Source organism: Pseudomonas sp. B14-6 (assembly GCF_013260315.1).
In the GTDB taxonomy this organism is placed as follows: domain Bacteria; phylum Pseudomonadota; class Gammaproteobacteria; order Pseudomonadales; family Pseudomonadaceae; genus Aquipseudomonas; species Aquipseudomonas mandelii.
In genome coordinates, this window is record NZ_CP053929.1 from 1539587 (window position 1) to 1555105 (window position 15519).

Annotated in this window: 15 protein-coding genes; 11 read left to right on the forward strand and 4 right to left on the reverse strand. The window is 61.3% G+C overall.

Annotated features, from left to right (window positions below):
• Positions 1 to 282: 282 nt before the first annotated feature.
• From HP062_RS06920 to HP062_RS06935, 4 genes are all read left to right on the forward strand, one after another.
• The gene (locus tag HP062_RS06920; protein ID WP_172791131.1) at positions 283 to 2007 is read left to right on the forward strand and encodes a hydrogenase maturation protein; all 1725 of its coding nucleotides are present in this window, start codon (positions 283 to 285) and stop codon (positions 2005 to 2007) included.
• Positions 2008 to 2061: 54 nt separating this feature from the next.
• The gene (locus HP062_RS06925; RefSeq protein ID WP_010460947.1) at positions 2062 to 2925 is read left to right on the forward strand and encodes a LysR family transcriptional regulator; all 864 of its coding nucleotides are present in this window, start codon (positions 2062 to 2064) and stop codon (positions 2923 to 2925) included.
• Positions 2926 to 3025: 100 nt separating this feature from the next.
• On the forward strand, positions 3026 to 4165 hold the full coding sequence (locus tag HP062_RS06930; RefSeq protein WP_169857638.1) for an SRPBCC family protein: 1140 nt from the start codon (positions 3026 to 3028) through the stop codon (positions 4163 to 4165).
• Entirely contained in the window at positions 4162 to 5253 is a 1092-nt protein-coding gene (locus tag HP062_RS06935; RefSeq protein ID WP_010460951.1) for an SMP-30/gluconolactonase/LRE family protein, read from the forward strand. The genes HP062_RS06930 and HP062_RS06935 overlap by 4 nt, the downstream gene beginning before the upstream one ends.
• Positions 5254 to 5360: 107 nt before the next feature.
• On the opposite strand, the gene HP062_RS06940 is transcribed toward HP062_RS06935, so the two are convergent.
• Together HP062_RS06940 and HP062_RS06945 are read right to left on the reverse strand one after the other, a co-directional pair.
• Positions 5361 to 5603: a hypothetical protein gene (locus HP062_RS06940; protein ID WP_010460953.1), complete on the reverse strand. Its 243-nt coding sequence runs from the start codon at positions 5601 to 5603 to the stop codon at positions 5361 to 5363.
• 111 nt (positions 5604 to 5714) lie between these two features.
• Positions 5715 to 5957 (reverse strand): hypothetical protein, encoded by a 243-nt coding sequence (locus HP062_RS06945; RefSeq protein WP_010460955.1) that lies wholly within the window; start codon positions 5955 to 5957, stop codon positions 5715 to 5717.
• A gap of 219 nt (positions 5958 to 6176) precedes the next feature.
• Between HP062_RS06945 and HP062_RS06950 the strand changes: the two genes are divergently transcribed.
• Positions 6177 to 6698, forward strand: coding sequence for a DUF4142 domain-containing protein (locus HP062_RS06950; protein WP_172791132.1), 522 nt, complete (start codon positions 6177 to 6179; stop codon positions 6696 to 6698).
• A 54-nt stretch (positions 6699 to 6752) separates the two neighbouring features.
• Here the strand turns inward: HP062_RS06950 and HP062_RS06955 are convergent, their stop codons facing one another.
• Positions 6753 to 7025, reverse strand: coding sequence for a hypothetical protein (locus HP062_RS06955; RefSeq protein WP_077749679.1), 273 nt, complete (start codon positions 7023 to 7025; stop codon positions 6753 to 6755).
• Between the two features lie 281 nt (positions 7026 to 7306).
• Between HP062_RS06955 and HP062_RS06960 the strand changes: the two genes are divergently transcribed.
• Genes HP062_RS06960 through HP062_RS06985 form a run of 6 tightly spaced genes read left to right on the forward strand, consistent with a single transcriptional unit; the run spans position 7307 to position 12734 of the window.
• Positions 7307 to 8158 (forward strand): STAS domain-containing protein, encoded by an 852-nt coding sequence (locus tag HP062_RS06960; protein ID WP_010460961.1) that lies wholly within the window; start codon positions 7307 to 7309, stop codon positions 8156 to 8158.
• Positions 8159 to 8162: 4 nt separating this feature from the next.
• Positions 8163 to 8525, forward strand: a complete 363-nt coding sequence (locus HP062_RS06965) for an STAS domain-containing protein (protein WP_077749680.1) — start codon at positions 8163 to 8165, stop codon at positions 8523 to 8525.
• Positions 8522 to 8926, forward strand: a complete 405-nt coding sequence (locus HP062_RS06970) for an anti-sigma regulatory factor (protein ID WP_010460966.1) — start codon at positions 8522 to 8524, stop codon at positions 8924 to 8926. Before HP062_RS06965 ends, HP062_RS06970 begins: the two co-directional genes overlap by 4 nt.
• Positions 8923 to 9933 carry an ATP-binding protein gene (locus HP062_RS06975; protein ID WP_172792551.1) on the forward strand — a complete coding sequence of 337 codons (1011 nt, stop codon included), beginning with the start codon at positions 8923 to 8925 and terminating at the stop codon, positions 9931 to 9933. Before HP062_RS06970 ends, HP062_RS06975 begins: the two co-directional genes overlap by 4 nt.
• Complete coding sequence (locus HP062_RS06980) at positions 9926 to 10801, forward strand: sensor histidine kinase KdpD (protein WP_172791133.1); 876 nt, start codon at positions 9926 to 9928, stop codon at positions 10799 to 10801. The genes HP062_RS06975 and HP062_RS06980 overlap by 8 nt, the downstream gene beginning before the upstream one ends.
• Entirely contained in the window at positions 10791 to 12734 is a 1944-nt protein-coding gene (locus HP062_RS06985; protein ID WP_172791134.1) for a response regulator, read from the forward strand. Before HP062_RS06980 ends, HP062_RS06985 begins: the two co-directional genes overlap by 11 nt.
• Before the next feature lie 76 nt (positions 12735 to 12810).
• On the opposite strand, the gene uvrA is transcribed toward HP062_RS06985, so the two are convergent.
• Positions 12811 to 15438: an excinuclease ABC subunit UvrA gene (gene uvrA / locus HP062_RS06990; RefSeq protein ID WP_172791135.1), complete on the reverse strand. Its 2628-nt coding sequence runs from the start codon at positions 15436 to 15438 to the stop codon at positions 12811 to 12813.
• Between the last annotated feature and the right edge of the window lie 81 nt (positions 15439 to 15519).

The window sequence follows — 15519 nt, forward strand, 5'->3', positions numbered from 1 at the left end:
CCACTGGGGGTCTGCCTCAGGCATGACTCCCAGGCTGTAGCCGCACTCGCCCCCCCCTTCTTTAGCGACCGCCGACATCGCAAACTCGTCTAAAAAACTGTTAGTTCTTACAGGTGCCAGCACAAGGACGTCGGCCCTATTCTTTCAACTGACAGGCAAGTCGGAATGGTTTGACCCACATCAAGGTCCAGCGCCTGTCATTCCCGCACCCTAACTTGCATCGAAAGCCAATGAAGGCTTATTCGAGGCTGATGGCCGGCCATTCTCAAGGAAGAGTCAAACATGCGTTCACTCAACATTATCCTGTTGTCATCGGCATTCAATGGTCTGAGCCAAAGGGCCTGGCTCGAATTGCGCGAGTTGGGACACAGCCCCAGCGTAGTGCTGTTCACCGACGAGAAAGCTGTCTGCGAGCAGATTGAGCAGTCGGGGGCCGACCTGGTGATTTGCCCATTCCTCAAGGACCGGGTGCCGCAACTCCTGTGGAGCAACCGTGATCGCCCGGTGGTGATTATCCATCCGGGCATTGTCGGTGACCGGGGCGCCAGCGCACTGGATTGGGCCATTACCCGTGAGCTGACCCGCTGGGGTGTCACCGCGCTTCAAGCCGTGGAAGACATGGATGCCGGGCCGGTCTGGTCTACGTGCGAATTCAACCTCCCCCAAGGCCTGCGCAAATCCGAGCTGTATAACGGCCCGGTCAGCGATGCCGCGATCCGCTGCATTCGTGATGTCGTGGACAAATTCATCGACGGTTATGAGCCAGTACCGGTCGAACATCATCCCCGGGTGATGGGCCACTTGCAGCCGAACATGAACCAGGCTGATCGGACCTTCGGTTGGCATGACTGCTCGCGATTCATCAAACGCTGCATTGACGCAGCGGACGGGCAACCTGGCGTATTGGCGAGCCTGGCAGGTGGTCAGTATTACGTATACGACGCCCATCTGGACTCACGCAGCGGCACACCTGGAGACATTCTGGCGGTGCGCGACGACGCGGTACTGGTCGCCACCGGCGATCACAGTGTGTGGATCGGTTCGATGCGACGCAAACCCCGGCCGGGCGAAGAAACCTTCAAACGTCCAGCCCGGCATGTACTCGCTGCTCAACTGAATAACGTGCCCATCCTCCACGGATCGATCGCCTCGTCCCCTGACACCGAAACCTATCAACCGATCCGCTACCGTGAATCGGGGACTGTCGGCGAGCTCACTTTCGAGTTTTATAACGGCGCCATGAGCACCGAGCAATGCCAGAGACTGGTCACCGCTCTGCGCTGGGCCAAGACCCGAGATACCCAGGTGCTGCTGATCAAGGGTGGGCGCGGCAGTTTCTCCAATGGCGTGCACCTCAACGTGATCCAGGCTGCCGAGGCGCCGGGGCTGGAGGCCTGGGCCAATATCCAGGCGATCGACGACGTCTGCGAAGAAATGCTCAGCGCCCGGCAACTGGTGGTCAGCGGCCTGACGGGCAGTGCCGGGGCCGGCGGCGTGATGCTGGCGCTGGCCGCAGATATTGTCTTCGCCCGCGCGGATATCGTCCTCAACCCGCACTATAAAACCATGGGGCTGTACGGCTCTGAATACTGGACCTACAGCCTGCCCCGCGCCGTCGGTCCGCGGATGGCGGAAAAACTTTGCGAGGAGTGCCTGCCGGTCAGCGCGACGCATGCCATGCAACTGGGCATGGTTCAGGAAATCGGCCCACGCTGCCCGGACGCGTTCGGCCGGTGGTTGTTGCAACGGGCAGGCAATGCGCTGACCGATCCGACGTATGCCGCTGTGCGCGAGCGCAAGAGCCGGCTCGATACGCAACTCATGCAGCACTGCAGAAACGCCGAGCTGGCGGCGATGGAACTGGACATGGTGCACGACCGCAAACAGTTCGCCGAGAAGTGCCGACATTTTGTGTTCAAGCGCAAGGCGTGCGGCACACCGGTGCGGCTGGTGGCGCAGTGGGCACGCCAGCGCAGCCGGACGCAGCCGTTGGCCGCTGCTACATAAGCCGGCCCCCGCAGATACGTTTACAATGCCGGCACCTCCCGCACCGGCCGCCCCATGGACATTGATCTCGCTCGCACCTTTCTGGAAATTGTTCGCCACGGCAGCCTGGCTGCCGCGGCGGAAAAACTTCACGTCACCCAGACCGCAATCACGGCGCGCGTGCAAAAACTCGAGAGCCAGCTGGGCAGCACGTTATTCGTGCGCAACCGTGCCGGCGCGCGGCTGACACCCAATGGCGAGGCCTTTGTGGTGTACGCCAATCAACTGGTCGAGACCTGGGAAGCCGCGCGGCGGGACTTGCCGTTGCCCGACGGTTACCGCGATGTGCTGCACATTGGCGGCGAGGTCAGTCTGTGCAATCCGCTGATGCTCAGTTGGGCCGGCGAACTGCGCGAGAAGATTCCCAGTCACGCCTTGCGCATGGAAATCCGCGACGGCGAGACCCTGCTGCGCCAACTGGAACTGGGGGTGCTGGACGCGGCGCTGGTTTATCAGCCCGAATATTGGCCGCGCCTGCAAGTCGAGCAGATCCTCGAAGAAAAACTCATCCTGGTACGCCTCGCCGGGCAGCCCGATCCTTATGTGTATATCGACTGGGGTCCGGACTTCCGCCGCCAGCACGATGCCGCCCTGCCGGAAAAAGCCAAGGCCGCCCTGAGCTTTAACCTCGGCCCCCTGGCCTTGCAATACATTCTGGAAAACGGCGGCAGCGGCTACTTCCGTACACGCGTGGTGCAGAGCTACCTCGAAAGCGGCGTGCTGGAGCCCGTGCCCAAAGCCCCGGAATTCAGTTACCCGACCTACCTGGTTTACTCGCGGGATCGCGACTCGGCGACCCTGCAACGGGCCTTCGATTTGCTGCGTGAAGTGATCAAGATCGACGACGACTGGTCCCAACGCTGGAATCCGCTGACCTGAATAAACCGGATCATGGCGCTTGTGTCATCCAGGTTTGCCCAAGCTTGCGCGGGCAGATCAGCTAATCTGCTGGTGATAACAATAAGCAGAGGTGAACGCAGTGAGGCAAACCACCCAGGCATTCCGCGACCGCTATCGCGCTGACATCCATCCGCGCTACAACCCTTGGCTGCACGGGGCCTTTGTGCTGCTGTTCGGCGTGCTGGCCATCGGAGGGTTCTGGAGCACTGTGCATCAGGTCCGGCCGCTGGAATGGCTGACAGTGCCGTTGACGCTGTTGTTCTTCAACTTCGGCGTGTACCTGGTGCATCGGCACTTGGGGCATCACAAAAAGAGCTTCGCGCGGATGTTCTACGCCCGCCATGCCGGCGACCATCACAGTTTTTTCGCCCCCGGCCACATGACCTACGATACTGCCCGGGACTGGCGGGTGATTCTGTTTCCAGCCTGGCTGATCGTGATCCACACCGTGGTCTTCACCCTGCCCGCCTGGTGGCTGTTCAAACAGGTCAATGCCAACGTCGCCGGATTGTTTGGTGGCTGTCTGGTCCTCGGGTACCTGATGTACGAGGTGTTCCATGCCTGCGAGCATTTACCACCAGACAACCCGGTCACGCGTCTGCCGTGGATCCGCCAGATGCGCCGCCTGCATGAACTGCATCACCGCCGCGAGCTGATGCAGGAACGCAATTTCAATATCGTTTTCCCGCTGATGGACTACCTGTTCGGCACCCTGTACTGGGAGCCGGTGCCTGCCCCCCTGACGAGTACGACCATGACCCGCATGCAGCACCAGATCGCTATCGCTGGAACTCCGATTGACGTGCTCGCCTATGCCAGCACCGTCACCCGTTGGCCGGAGTGGCATCCGTCGTCCCTGAAGGTCGAGGGCCAGGGTGGGCCGCTGCATGCCGGCCTGCGGTTCGAGGAGGACATCAGTGCCGGCGGGCGCGCGGGGCACTTGAGTTGGGAAGTCAACGAATACCTGCCAGGACGCCGCTGGAGTGCCTGGGCGCGCGGTGATCACGGGTTGTCGCTGGTCGTGACCTACGAATGCGAGGCGCAGGGCGAAGGCACACGTTTTGTACGGACCCTGGAGTATCAATTCTCGGGCCTGGCGATGCGCATCACCAATCGATTGCTGCTCAAGCGACGTATCGAGCGTGAGTCCGCAGCATCGATGCTGGCGTTGCGTGACATGGCGCAGAAAAACCTGAATCCGGCAGGAGTCAGCGTGTGAGAAGCGCCTTCAGGTTTCGCCATCTGTTGTCGCTGCTGATCATTGTCCTGGGGGCTTTTCTATTGTTGTTCCCGACCAAGGTTCGGCCGGTGGCCTGGACACCGCCGCCGGCGCCTTCCCTGACCAGCGGGGTGTATGCCGACAATCAGCGGCTCAAAGGGGTGGAGCGTGTCGGCCCGGCGGACATCGAAGGGCCCGAGGCGCTCCTGCTCGAAGATAACGTGCTCATCACCGGGCTGCACGACGGCCGGCTGATCCGCACCAGCCTCGACGGCAAGGACACCAAAGTGCTGGCCGATACCGGCGGCCGGCCTCTGGGCCTGGCGCGGCACCCTAACGGGTTGCTGGTCATCGCTGACGGCGTGAAGGGTTTGCTGTCCCTGGATGCCCAGGGCCGGTTGATCCCGCTGACCACCTCGGCCGGCGGCGTGCCTTTCGGGTTTACCGATGACGTGGCCATCGATAAATCCGGGCACTACGCCTATTTCAGCGACGCTTCCAGCCGCTGGGGCTACGGCAAGGATGGCGAGGCAATCATCGAGCACGGGGGCGACGGCCGTTTGTTGCGTTACGACTTCCAGACCGGCAAGACCACGGTGTTGCTGGACACGCTGGAATTTGCCAACGGCGTGACGCTGGGCCCGGACGACAGCTTTGTGCTGGTCAACGAAACCGGCGCTTACCGCATCATCCGCTTCTGGTTGAGCGGGCCGAATGCCGGAACCCATGATGTATTTATCGACAATCTGCCGGGGTTGCCGGACAACCTCGCGTTCAATGGCCGCGACCGTTTCTGGGTGGCGCTCTACGCACCCCGTAATGCGCTGCTCGACGCCACGGCGCAGCACCCGTTCGTGCGCAAAATGATTGTTCGGGCATTGACGGTACTGCCCAAACCCGTGGAAAAGCGCGCCTTTGCGCTGGGTCTGGACCTGGACGGCAAGGTGATTGCCAACCTGCAGGATGCGAGCACCGGTAATTACTCGCCGATCACGACAGTGCGCGAGTATGGGGACTGGTTGTACCTGGGTTCGTTGAAGGCAAAAAACATGGCGCGCCTGCCCCTGAACACCGCGCTACAGAAATAACGCACACCAAAAATGTGGGAGCGGGCCTGCTCGCGCGGGCAGTCTGCCATTCAATAGTGATATTGACTGGCAGGCTCGCTCCTACAGGGGGTATGTGGTGGTTTTGGCTAGCGGGGATCTATCTCGTTATCGCGCACGGCATTGTCCGTCTCTTCAAGCACCCGCTCAGGGTCCATCGCGGTGGAGTCGTCTTCATCCAGCGGGCGCACGCCTTCGTTGTTCGGCAATTCGTCGATGCCCGGCTCGTCTTCGGGATTGACCGTCGTGCGGCCGGGGCTTAGTGGTTCGGGATGAGTCGGGATCGGGTCGTACCCGCCCTGCTCTTCACTTGGAAATCTGGGCTCGTTCATAAGGCACCTCGCAAGGAGTCGAAAAGGTCGGACTCTGATCTTTCGAGGTGCCGGTCTTGATCACCGTTCCAATTTTTCATTCACCGGTTGTCGGTGGGTGGACAAGGCGTGTCAGGACGGCGATTGGAGCCGGTCAACGATCTTTTGCTTAACCTGCACGCGCGTCTCCTTGAGCTTCTTCAGTGCGTCATCGCTGGGCGCATCCGATTTTGCGGTTTCAGCCTTTACTACCTCGGCGTCCGCTTGCGAATACTTGTTGATCAGTGAATCCAGTAACGGATCCTTGGAGCGTTTTTGCTGGATATCTTCCTTTGAAAGTTTCAGGTCCTGATAAAGGTCGTGTGGCACCGGCATGGAACACCTCCGTTTGTTGATCGGCAGCAAACGCGATCGATTGCGTTCGCCAACTATCAGAATGGCCTCGGTTGGCCGGTTCTGTCGACCGCCTATCAGACCAGCGGTGTCCGTTCGTCGTCCTGGCACAAACCCGATAAAACCTTTAACGCAGCGCCTGCCTCCATTGAATAACGATCACCTCGATCGCTAACCCGAACCCTGTGTGGAGAATGACCAATGGACGGATTCACCCTGCGCCATCTCGCCCTGGCCGTCGCCTTGAGCACCAGCATGGGCACAGCTTTTGCTGCCACTTCCAATGACTTTGTCGACAACGCAGCCGTAGGTGGCATTGCGGAAATCGAGACCAGCCGACTGGCGCTGGAAAAAAGCTCATCGGCCGACATCAAGAAATTCGCCAACATGATGATCACCGATCATTCCAAGGCCAACGATGAACTGGCGGCCCTGGCGAAAAAGAATGACATCGAGGTCCCGGACGAGACGACGCTGGTCAAACAGGCCAAGGAAAAAATCCTCGACATGCGGGACGAGTCCTTCGACGCGGCCTATGCCAATAACCAAGTGAAGGCCCACGAAGACACGATCAAGCTGTTCGAAAAACAGGCCAACACGGTGACGGACGACAAGGTCAAAGGCGCCACCGATTTGAAAGGCTTCGCGCAAAAAATGCTGCCGGCACTGGAAAAACACCTGGAGATGGCGAAAGAGCTCCAGGCCGCCCACCCCAGCAAATAACCGGTAAAAAGAAGGCCGCATCGATGGATGCGGCCTTTCTGCATACTGCCGGCACTAGCCGCCATCGGTATCGATGTCGGCATCCGTGTCATCGCCGGGTTTCGGCCGGTCGGGATTCGGTTTGAAGCCGGGGCTGAACTCGTTGTCATTGTCGGTATGGCGGTTCTTCTGATCCACCGCTGCGTCAGCGCTTTCTGAGTCGGAGGATTGGCTCTGACGCTGACCGCCTGGCGCACCCTCACCCGGCGTCTGCGGGTCAATCGCCGGGTCATTGCGGTCGACCGGCATCCCCGATTGATCCTGTTGTTGTGTCGATTCGTCTTTCATACACACCTCGCTCGTAACGGCCAGCCCACGATTCAAACAGCCGGGGGCTTAAAGGTTCGAAGCCACCCCGGGACAGGGGTTCAATCCAATGGACAGGCAACGTCAGGCTCAAGGTCAAAAAATCGCCGTCTGCGGCAGTGCCGACTAGAGTTACCGGGCAAATGCCGGCCAGGACGAAAAATTCTTGTCGGGACGAACAACTATTTCAGACGGCAAATGTCACTGATTCGGGTCGATCGTTTTTGGGGAATCGGCCCGCCATCTTTCAGGAGCACAAGGACATGGCAGCAATGCAGATCAACACACTCGACGCGATGAAAAACAACCACACGTATTTGCTTGGGGAATGGATCAAGAGCCTGGAAGCCGGTGGTGCCAATCGTAATGTCAAAGACCACGATCTCAAGCAGCAAACCTCGGATTTTCTGCAACTGGTGACCGCGGGCCTGGAAAACGGCAACGGTCCCAACATCGCCGCGCCGGGTTGGGATGAGGCTCGTCAGTTCCTCGAAAAACTCTCCCACAGCCGCGCCCTGCTCGGCCAGGATTCGCACCAGACCGCCAGTTTCATTTTTTCACTGAAAGGTCCGCTGTTTTCCCTGCTGCAGTCTCACTACAAAGAAAATCCGGGGGTACTGGCCGAACAGCTCTGGCAAGTGTCCGAGCTGCTCGATGCGCTGGGCATGCACACCATCCGTACCTTCCAGAAATCCCGCGAAGCAGTGATCAAGCGTCAGCAGGAAGAACTGCTGGAACTCTCCACCCCGGTGGTCAAGCTCTGGGATGGCGTCCTCGCCCTGCCGATGATCGGCACCCTGGACTCGCAACGCACCCAGGTGGTGATGGAATCGCTGCTGCAACGCATCGTCGATACCGGCTCGGAAATCGCCATCATCGACATCACCGGTGTGCCGACCGTTGACACCCTGGTGGCTCAGCACCTGCTCAAAACCGTGACCGCAATTCGCCTGATGGGCGCCGATTGCATCATCAGCGGCGTGCGTCCGCAGATCGCACAGACCATCGTTCACCTGGGGCTGGACCTGCAAGGCGTGGTCACCAAGGCCAACCTGGCCGATGCCCTGAAACTGGCCCTGACCCGTCTGGGAATCACCGTCAGCAAGACGGTTTAAGACGATGGAGCGCATTCCGATTTTGCAGATGGGCGACTTCCTGCTGGTGACTATTCAGGTCGACATGCATGACCAGCTTGCCCTCACGCTCCAGGACGATCTCTCTGAACGCATCAGCAAGACTTCCGCTCGCGGCGTGTTGATCGACATCTCGGCGCTGGACATGGTCGACTCGTTTATCGGTCGAATGATCGGCACCATCTCCGGCCTGTCGAAAATCATGGATGCCCAGACCGTGCTGGTCGGCATGCAGCCTGCGGTCGCGATCACGCTGGTAGAGCTCGGGCTGACCTTGCCCGGCGTCAGCACCGCGCTGAACGTCGAGCGCGGGATGAAACTGCTCCAGGAACGAGTACGCGAGCAATGACCCTGCGCAGCAGCGGCACTCAGCCCATTCAAATCGAGCAGGACGTAGTCCTGGCCCGGCAGACGGCGCGCAAGCTGGCCACCGAGTGCGGCATGCGCCTGATCGACCTGACCAAACTGGTGACCGCCGTCAGCGAGCTGGCGCGCAACACCATGGTCTATGGCGGCGGAGGCGACATGGACTGGCAGATCCTCGACGAAAACTCGCGGGTCGGCCTGCGCCTGACGTTTCGAGATGAAGGCCCGGGAATCCCGGACATCAAACTGGCAATGACCGACGGCTGGACTTCCGGCAGCGGCCTGGGCCTTGGCCTGACAGGCGCGAAACGGCTGGTGGATGAGTTCGAACTGGACACCGTACCCGGACAGGGCACTCGCATCACGATCACCCGATGGACATGAACATCGGGGGGTCGCTGACCCAAGTGCTGTTGATCGAGGACAGCAGCCAGATCGGCCATGCCCGGCGCACGGCGCAGAAGCTCGCCGAAGACAACGGTTTCGACGCGACGGATGCCGGACGCGTGGCGCTGGTGGCCACTGAATTGGCCAGCAACGTGCTCAAGCATGCGGGCCGTGGCGAATTGCACCTGCGCATCCTGCCGGGCAGCAGCGCCAACGGCATCGAGATACTCGCAGTGGACCGTGCCCAAGGCTTTGACCTGCAGGCGTGCATGACGGACGGGTTTTCCACGGGCGGTACGCAGGGCATTGGCCTGGGGGCAGTATCGCGCCAGGCGGAAGTCTTCGATGTTCATACCGACTTGCGCGGCACCGTGTTATTGGCCCGGTTATACCCACGCGCCAGCAAGGCCGCCGACTTGCGCATCGGCATCAGCCAACACTCGCTGCACAACGACCCGGCGTGCGGCGATGTCTGGCACCTGGCGTTCGACGGGGCGAACCTCAGCGCGTTGGTGATCGACGGCCTGGGTCATGGCGAAGAAGCCGAACGCGCCGCCCGCGCCGGTGAAAAAGCTTTCGCCCTGGCCCCTTTTGCCTCGCCGGTGTACCTGCTCGAAGACATTCACCAGGCCATGACAGGCACCCGCGGCGGTGCGCTGGCGATTGCGCAGTTCGACGGTGACCTCGGTACGCTGAGATTCACCGGTATCGGCAATATCGGCGGCAGCCTGATCAGTGCGGACAAGTCCCGTGGCCTGGCGTCCCATCCGGGAATCGTCGGCGGGCAATACCGCAAAGCCCAACCCTTTGACTACGCTCATGTGAACGGACATCTATTGATCATGTACAGCGACGGCCTGCAATCCCGTTGGAACCTCCACGATTACCTCGGACTGGTGTACCGCCATCCCGCCGTGATCGCCGCGGTCCTGCATCGCGACTTCTGTCGCGACCGGGACGATGTAACGGTACTGGTCGTTGCACTGGAGGCTGCCCATGGCTGAATCGCCCCTGCTGCCGATCGAAGAACAATCGGCATTGATCGAGCGCTTGCAAAGTGAAGCCACGGCGCTGCGCGAAGAGCTCGACGAAACCAATCAGGGCGTGCTCGCGCTCTACGCCGAACTCGACAACCAGGCCGAAGAATTGCGTCAGGCGTCGGACCTCAAGAGCCGCTTCCTGTCCTACATGAGTCACGAGTTTCGCACGCCCCTGGGCTCGATCCTGAGCATCGCCAGCCTGCTGACCGATGAACTCGACGGCCCGCTCAGCACCGAGCAGCACAAGCAGGTCGCATTCGTCAGCACGGCCGCGCGGGAACTGAGCGACATGGTCGACGACTTGCTCGACCTGGCGAAAATCGAGGCCGGGCGCATCACCATCTCGCCCGCCTGGTTCGACATGTTCGACCTGTTTGCCGCCCTGCGCGGCATGTTTCGCCCGATCGTCAATGCATCCGCCGTGGACCTGATCTTTGAAGAACCGGTTGGCCTGCCGCGCCTGTACACCGATGACAAGAAGCTCGCGCAGATCCTGCGCAACTTTATTTCCAACTCGCTGAAGTTCACCACACGCGGTGAAGTACGGGTCTCGGCCTCGCTCGAAGGCTCCAGCCAAGTGCGCTTTGCCGTCACGGATACAGGAATAGGTATCGCTACCGAGCTACATGGCGCATTGTTCGAGGACTTTTCCCAAGTCGATTCGCCCTTGCAGAAACGCTTGCGCGGTACTGGTCTGGGCTTGTCTTTGTGCAAACGCTTCGCCGCGCTGCTGGGAGGCGACGTCGGGGTAGAAAGCACGCCCGGGGTCGGCTCGTCCTTTTTCGTGATCATCCCGCTGGCCATCGCCATGGAGCCCGCCGATGAAACGTGACATCCGCCTGTTGATCGTCGATGACAACGTCGCGACCCGCTATGCCCTGCGTCGACGCCTGGAACGCCACGGTTACCTCGTGCTCGAAGCCGGGACCGGCGGCGACGGCCTGGCGCTGATCGACAGCGAATTGATCGACGCGCTGATCCTGGATGTCAACCTGCCGGACATGAGTGGCTTCGATATCGTGCGCAAGCTGCGTTCGGAGCCGGCCACGGCGCTGTTGCCGGTGATTCACGTGTCGGCGGCGTCGATCCAGACCGGCGACATCATCACTGGCCTGGACGCCGGGGCCGATGCCTACCTGATCCATCCCGTGGACCCGGACGTATTGCTGGCCACCCTGCGCACCCTGCTGCGGGTGCGTGAAACGGAAAACGCCCTGCGAGAAAGCGAGGCGCGTTTTCGGGAGATTTTCGTCAACGTCTCGGCCCCCATCGCGGTGCTCGACGCGCAATTCAAAGTCCACGAATGCAATCACGCCTTCGCCCGACTGATTCAGGACAATCGCGATCCACAGAGCTTGCGTGAATGCTTCGCCGAGCAACAGGAGTCGATTCTCGATGAATTGCGGGTGCGCCTGACGGCGGGTGAACGCTGGAAAGGCACGCTGAATATGCGCATCGACGGGGAGCTGCGGGAAACCGAGTGGCAGATTTCGCCGTATCGCACCCCTGAACTGAGCCTGGTATTCGTCGAAGACGTCACCGAGCATCGCCATCGCGAGCGCTCGCACCTGGCCCGTCTCGACGATGCCACCTCGCAACTGGAACACGAGATCGCCGCACGCGTGCGCACCGAGAGCCAGTTGCTGCAAGTGCAGAAAATGGACGCACTGGGCAAGCTGACGGGCGGCATCGCCCATGACTTCAACAACCTGCTGACCGGCATCATCACCAGTCTGGAACTGATCCAGAAACGGGTGGCCGATTCGCGTACCGACAAGGTCCAGTTCTATGCCGAAGCGGCGCTGAACTCGGCCATGAGCGCCGCCTCGCTGACCCATCGCTTGTTGGCGTTCGCGCGCCAGCAACCGCTCAATACGCGTCCGGTGGACATCAACGAACACATCCGTTCCCTTGAGGATCTGCTGGTGCGCACCATCGGCGAACACATTGCGCTGAGACTCGAATTGACCTCCAAGGCCGCGATTGCCCTGGTCGACCCGATCCAGCTGGAAAGCGCCGTGCTCAACCTGGTGATCAACGCCCGCGACGCCCTTCCCCAAGGCGGAAATATCTGGGTCAGCACCTATGCGGCGTATTCCCACGGCGACCTGAAACTGGCGGACGGGGCATATGTCGCCCTGTCAGTGCGCGATGACGGGACGGGCATCGAACACAGTGTGATCGACAAGGTGTTCGACCCGTTTTTTACCACCAAGCCACTGGGCCAGGGCACCGGGTTGGGGTTGTCGAGCATTTACGGGTTCGCCCGGCAATCGGGGGGCGATGCGCACATCCGCAGCGTGGCCCGTCGCGGCACCGAAGTCACGATCATGTTGCCCGCCAGCGCCGACCCGACCACCACGGAAGCGGAACCGGCGACCGTCGATCAACAGGGCGCGGGCGAGCATGTCCTGATTGTCGAAGACATGCCGTCGGTGCGCATGTTCGTTGCCGAGGTGTTGGTGGATGCCGGGTACCGCTGCACGCAGGTGGGCGATATCGAAGGCGCCCTTGAACGCCTGCAGAACGACCCCTCGATTGACCTGATGCTCACAGACGTGGGACTGCCGCGCATGAACGGCCGGGAGCTGGCCGATGTCGCCCGAGGCTGGCGTGAAAGCTTGCCGATCCTGTTCATGACCGGCTACGCGGAGAACGCGATCAATCGCCAGGTATTCCTCGGCGATGGCATGGAGATGCTGATCAAGCCGTTTCAGATCAATGAGCTGTTGGACAAAGTCCGACGCTCGCTCGACTGCGCCTGACATCGATCCTGTAGGAGCGAGGCTTACCCGCGAAGAACGATAACCGTATTTTGATCGTTCCCACGCGTGGGAACGATCATAGGACCCGGGCCAGGAACGGCGCAGTCCTACTCTTCTTGCTCTTGGCGACTTTCTGCGGCGTGCCGGCAACGACAATCTTGCCGCCCTGATCCCCCGCCCCCGGCCCGATATCAATCACCCAGTCACTCTGCGCCACCACGCGCATTTCATGCTCCACCACAATCACCGTGTGCCCCGCCGCGACCAGCGTATTCAACTGTTCGAGCAACCGGTCAACGTCCCTTGGATGCAAGCCGGTGGTGGGTTCGTCGAGCACATACAACGTCGCCCCGCGCTGGTTGCGTTGCAGCTCGGTGGCCAGTTTGATGCGCTGGGCTTCGCCACCCGAGAGTTCCGTGGCTGGCTGGCCGAGGCGCAGATAGCCCAGGCCGATGTCGCGTAGCACTTCCAGCGAACGGCGAATGCCCGGTTGCTCGGCGAACACCTCGACCGCTTCGTCCACGGTCAATTGCAAGACCTGGGCAATGTTCAGACCTTGCCAGACGATCGCGAGCGTCTCGGGGTTGTAGCGAGCGCCATGGCACGTCGGACACGGTGCATAGACGCTGGGCATGAACAGCAACTCAACGCTGACAAACCCCTCGCCTTCGCACGTCGGGCAACGGCCTTTGGCTACGTTGAACGAGAACTGCCCGGCGTCGTAGCCCTCGGCCTGCGCCTGGGGGGTGGCGGCGTACAGTTTGCGCACGTTGTCGAACAGCCCGGTGTAGGTCGCCAGGTTCGAGCGCGGCGTGCGGCCGATGGGTTTCTGATCGACCTGCACCAGGCGCTTGATCGATTCCAGCCCCGCCGTGACCTGACCGCCGCTGACTTGTGGCGCATCGTCCTCAAGGCTCAACTCTTCAGGTTCGCTGGCGCTGGTCGCGCGCCCCAGATGCGCACCCACCAACTCGAGCAAGGCCTGACTGACCAGGCTTGATTTGCCGGAACCGGAAACGCCGGTCACCGAGGTAAAACACCCCAAGGGAAACTCGACGCCGAGGTCGTTCAGGTTATTGCGCGTGATGCCTTCCAGGCGCAGCCAATCGGTCGGCTTGCGGCTGGTTCTGGCTTCGGTGACTTGCTCGGCGAACAGGTAGGCGCGGGTCTGGGAATCTTTGATTTCGGTCAGCCCCTGTGGCGGTCCGCTGTAGAGGATCCGACCGCCATGCTCACCCGCCGCCGGGCCGACATCGATCAGCCAGTCCGCACGGCGCATGGTTTCCAGGTCGTGTTCAACCACAAACAACGTATTACCAGCCGCCTTCAAGCGTTGCAGCGCTTCGAACAGCGCTTCCCCATCGGCCGGATGCAGACCGGCCGACGGTTCATCCAGCACGTAGATCACGCCGAACAACTGCGAACCCAATTGCGTGGCCAGGCGCAGCCGTTGCAACTCGCCGGACGACAGTGTCGGCGTGCTGCGTTCCAGCGCCAGATAACCAAGTCCCAGATCGGTCAACGTGCTGACCCGTTCCAGTAAATCCTGGGCGATCCGTTTCGCGGCCAGGCGTTTCTCCACCGACAAGTTAGGCGTATGCCGCACATCCGGCGCGTTGGCGTGGCCGCTGGCGCCGTGGGCCACGCGCTGTTCACGGGCCTCGCGGGTCTGACGGTGAGTCAACACCTCGCCCGCCTCATCGGCCTGTTCAAGGTAGCTGTGGGCCGCCACCGGTTTCAGCACCTCGGCCACTTGCAGCAACGGCATCTGCGACAGCTCGCCGATGTCATAGCCGGCAAAGGTCACCGACAACGCCTCGCGCTTGAGCCGTTTACCGTCGCACAACGGGCAAGGACTGCCGAGCATGAATTGCGCGACGCGCTTCTTCATCAACGCACTTTGCGAGTGGCTGAACGTGTGCAGGATGTAGCGTCGGGCGCCGGTGAAGGTGCCCTGGTAGCTGGGCTCCATTTTGCGTTTGAGCGCCACTTTGGTTTCTTCCGGGGTGAGCCCGGCATACACCGGAACAGTCGGTGTTTCCTCGGTGAAGAGGATCCAGTCACGCTGCTTTTTCGGCAGATCGCGCCAGGGTTTGTCGACGTCGTAGCCCATCGTCACCAGGATGTCGCGCAGGTTCTGCCCTTGCCACGCCGTGGGCCAGGACGCCACCGCCCGTTGGCGGATGGTCAGGCTCGGGTCCGGGACCATCAAGGCTTCGGTGACTTCATACACCCGGCCCAGGCCATGACATTCGGCGCAGGCGCCTTGAGGCGTGTTGGGCGAGAAGTCCTCGGCATACAGCATCGGCTGCCCCGGCGGATAACTCCCGGCCCGGGAGTACAGCATGCGGATCAGGCTCGACAGCGTCGTCACGCTGCCCACCGAAGACCGCGTACTCGGCGTGCCGCGCTGCTGTTGCAGGGCCACGGCCGGGGGCAGGCCTTCGATGGAATCCACGTCCGGCACACCGACCTGATCGATCAGCCGCCGCGCGTAGGGCGCCACGGATTCGAAATAGCGGCGCTGCGCTTCAGCGTACAGCGTGGAAAACGCCAGCGACGACTTGCCCGACCCCGAGACGCCGGTGAACACCACCAGGGCATCCCGTGGAATGTCGACGTCAATGTTCTTGAGGTTGTGTTCCCGGGCACCGCGTACCCTGACCATGCCGGAAGGAGGATTGGAGGTACGCGTTGAAGTCATCGTGAGCCCTTATTGGATAGCAGAAAAAACACAAAACCCTGTGGGAGCGAGCGTGCTCCCGCCTGATCATTCCCGCGCAGA

Coding starts and splice junctions, on each gene's coding strand:
- uvrA (WP_172791135.1), bottom strand. CDS start 15,438: ATGACTTCAACGCGTACCTCCAATCCTCCTTCCGGCATGGTCAGGGTA.
- HP062_RS06920 (WP_172791131.1), top strand. CDS start 283: ATGCGTTCACTCAACATTATCCTGTTGTCATCGGCATTCAATGGTCTG.
- HP062_RS06980 (WP_172791133.1), top strand. CDS start 9,926: ATGGCTGAATCGCCCCTGCTGCCGATCGAAGAACAATCGGCATTGATC.
- HP062_RS06955 (WP_077749679.1), bottom strand. CDS start 7,025: ATGAAAGACGAATCGACACAACAACAGGATCAATCGGGGATGCCGGTC.
- HP062_RS06960 (WP_010460961.1), top strand. CDS start 7,307: ATGGCAGCAATGCAGATCAACACACTCGACGCGATGAAAAACAACCAC.
- HP062_RS06970 (WP_010460966.1), top strand. CDS start 8,522: ATGACCCTGCGCAGCAGCGGCACTCAGCCCATTCAAATCGAGCAGGAC.
- HP062_RS06940 (WP_010460953.1), bottom strand. CDS start 5,603: ATGAACGAGCCCAGATTTCCAAGTGAAGAGCAGGGCGGGTACGACCCG.
- HP062_RS06945 (WP_010460955.1), bottom strand. CDS start 5,957: ATGCCGGTGCCACACGACCTTTATCAGGACCTGAAACTTTCAAAGGAA.
- HP062_RS06965 (WP_077749680.1), top strand. CDS start 8,163: ATGGAGCGCATTCCGATTTTGCAGATGGGCGACTTCCTGCTGGTGACT.
- HP062_RS06950 (WP_172791132.1), top strand. CDS start 6,177: ATGGACGGATTCACCCTGCGCCATCTCGCCCTGGCCGTCGCCTTGAGC.
- HP062_RS06975 (WP_172792551.1), top strand. CDS start 8,923: ATGAACATCGGGGGGTCGCTGACCCAAGTGCTGTTGATCGAGGACAGC.
- HP062_RS06985 (WP_172791134.1), top strand. CDS start 10,791: ATGAAACGTGACATCCGCCTGTTGATCGTCGATGACAACGTCGCGACC.
- HP062_RS06925 (WP_010460947.1), top strand. CDS start 2,062: ATGGACATTGATCTCGCTCGCACCTTTCTGGAAATTGTTCGCCACGGC.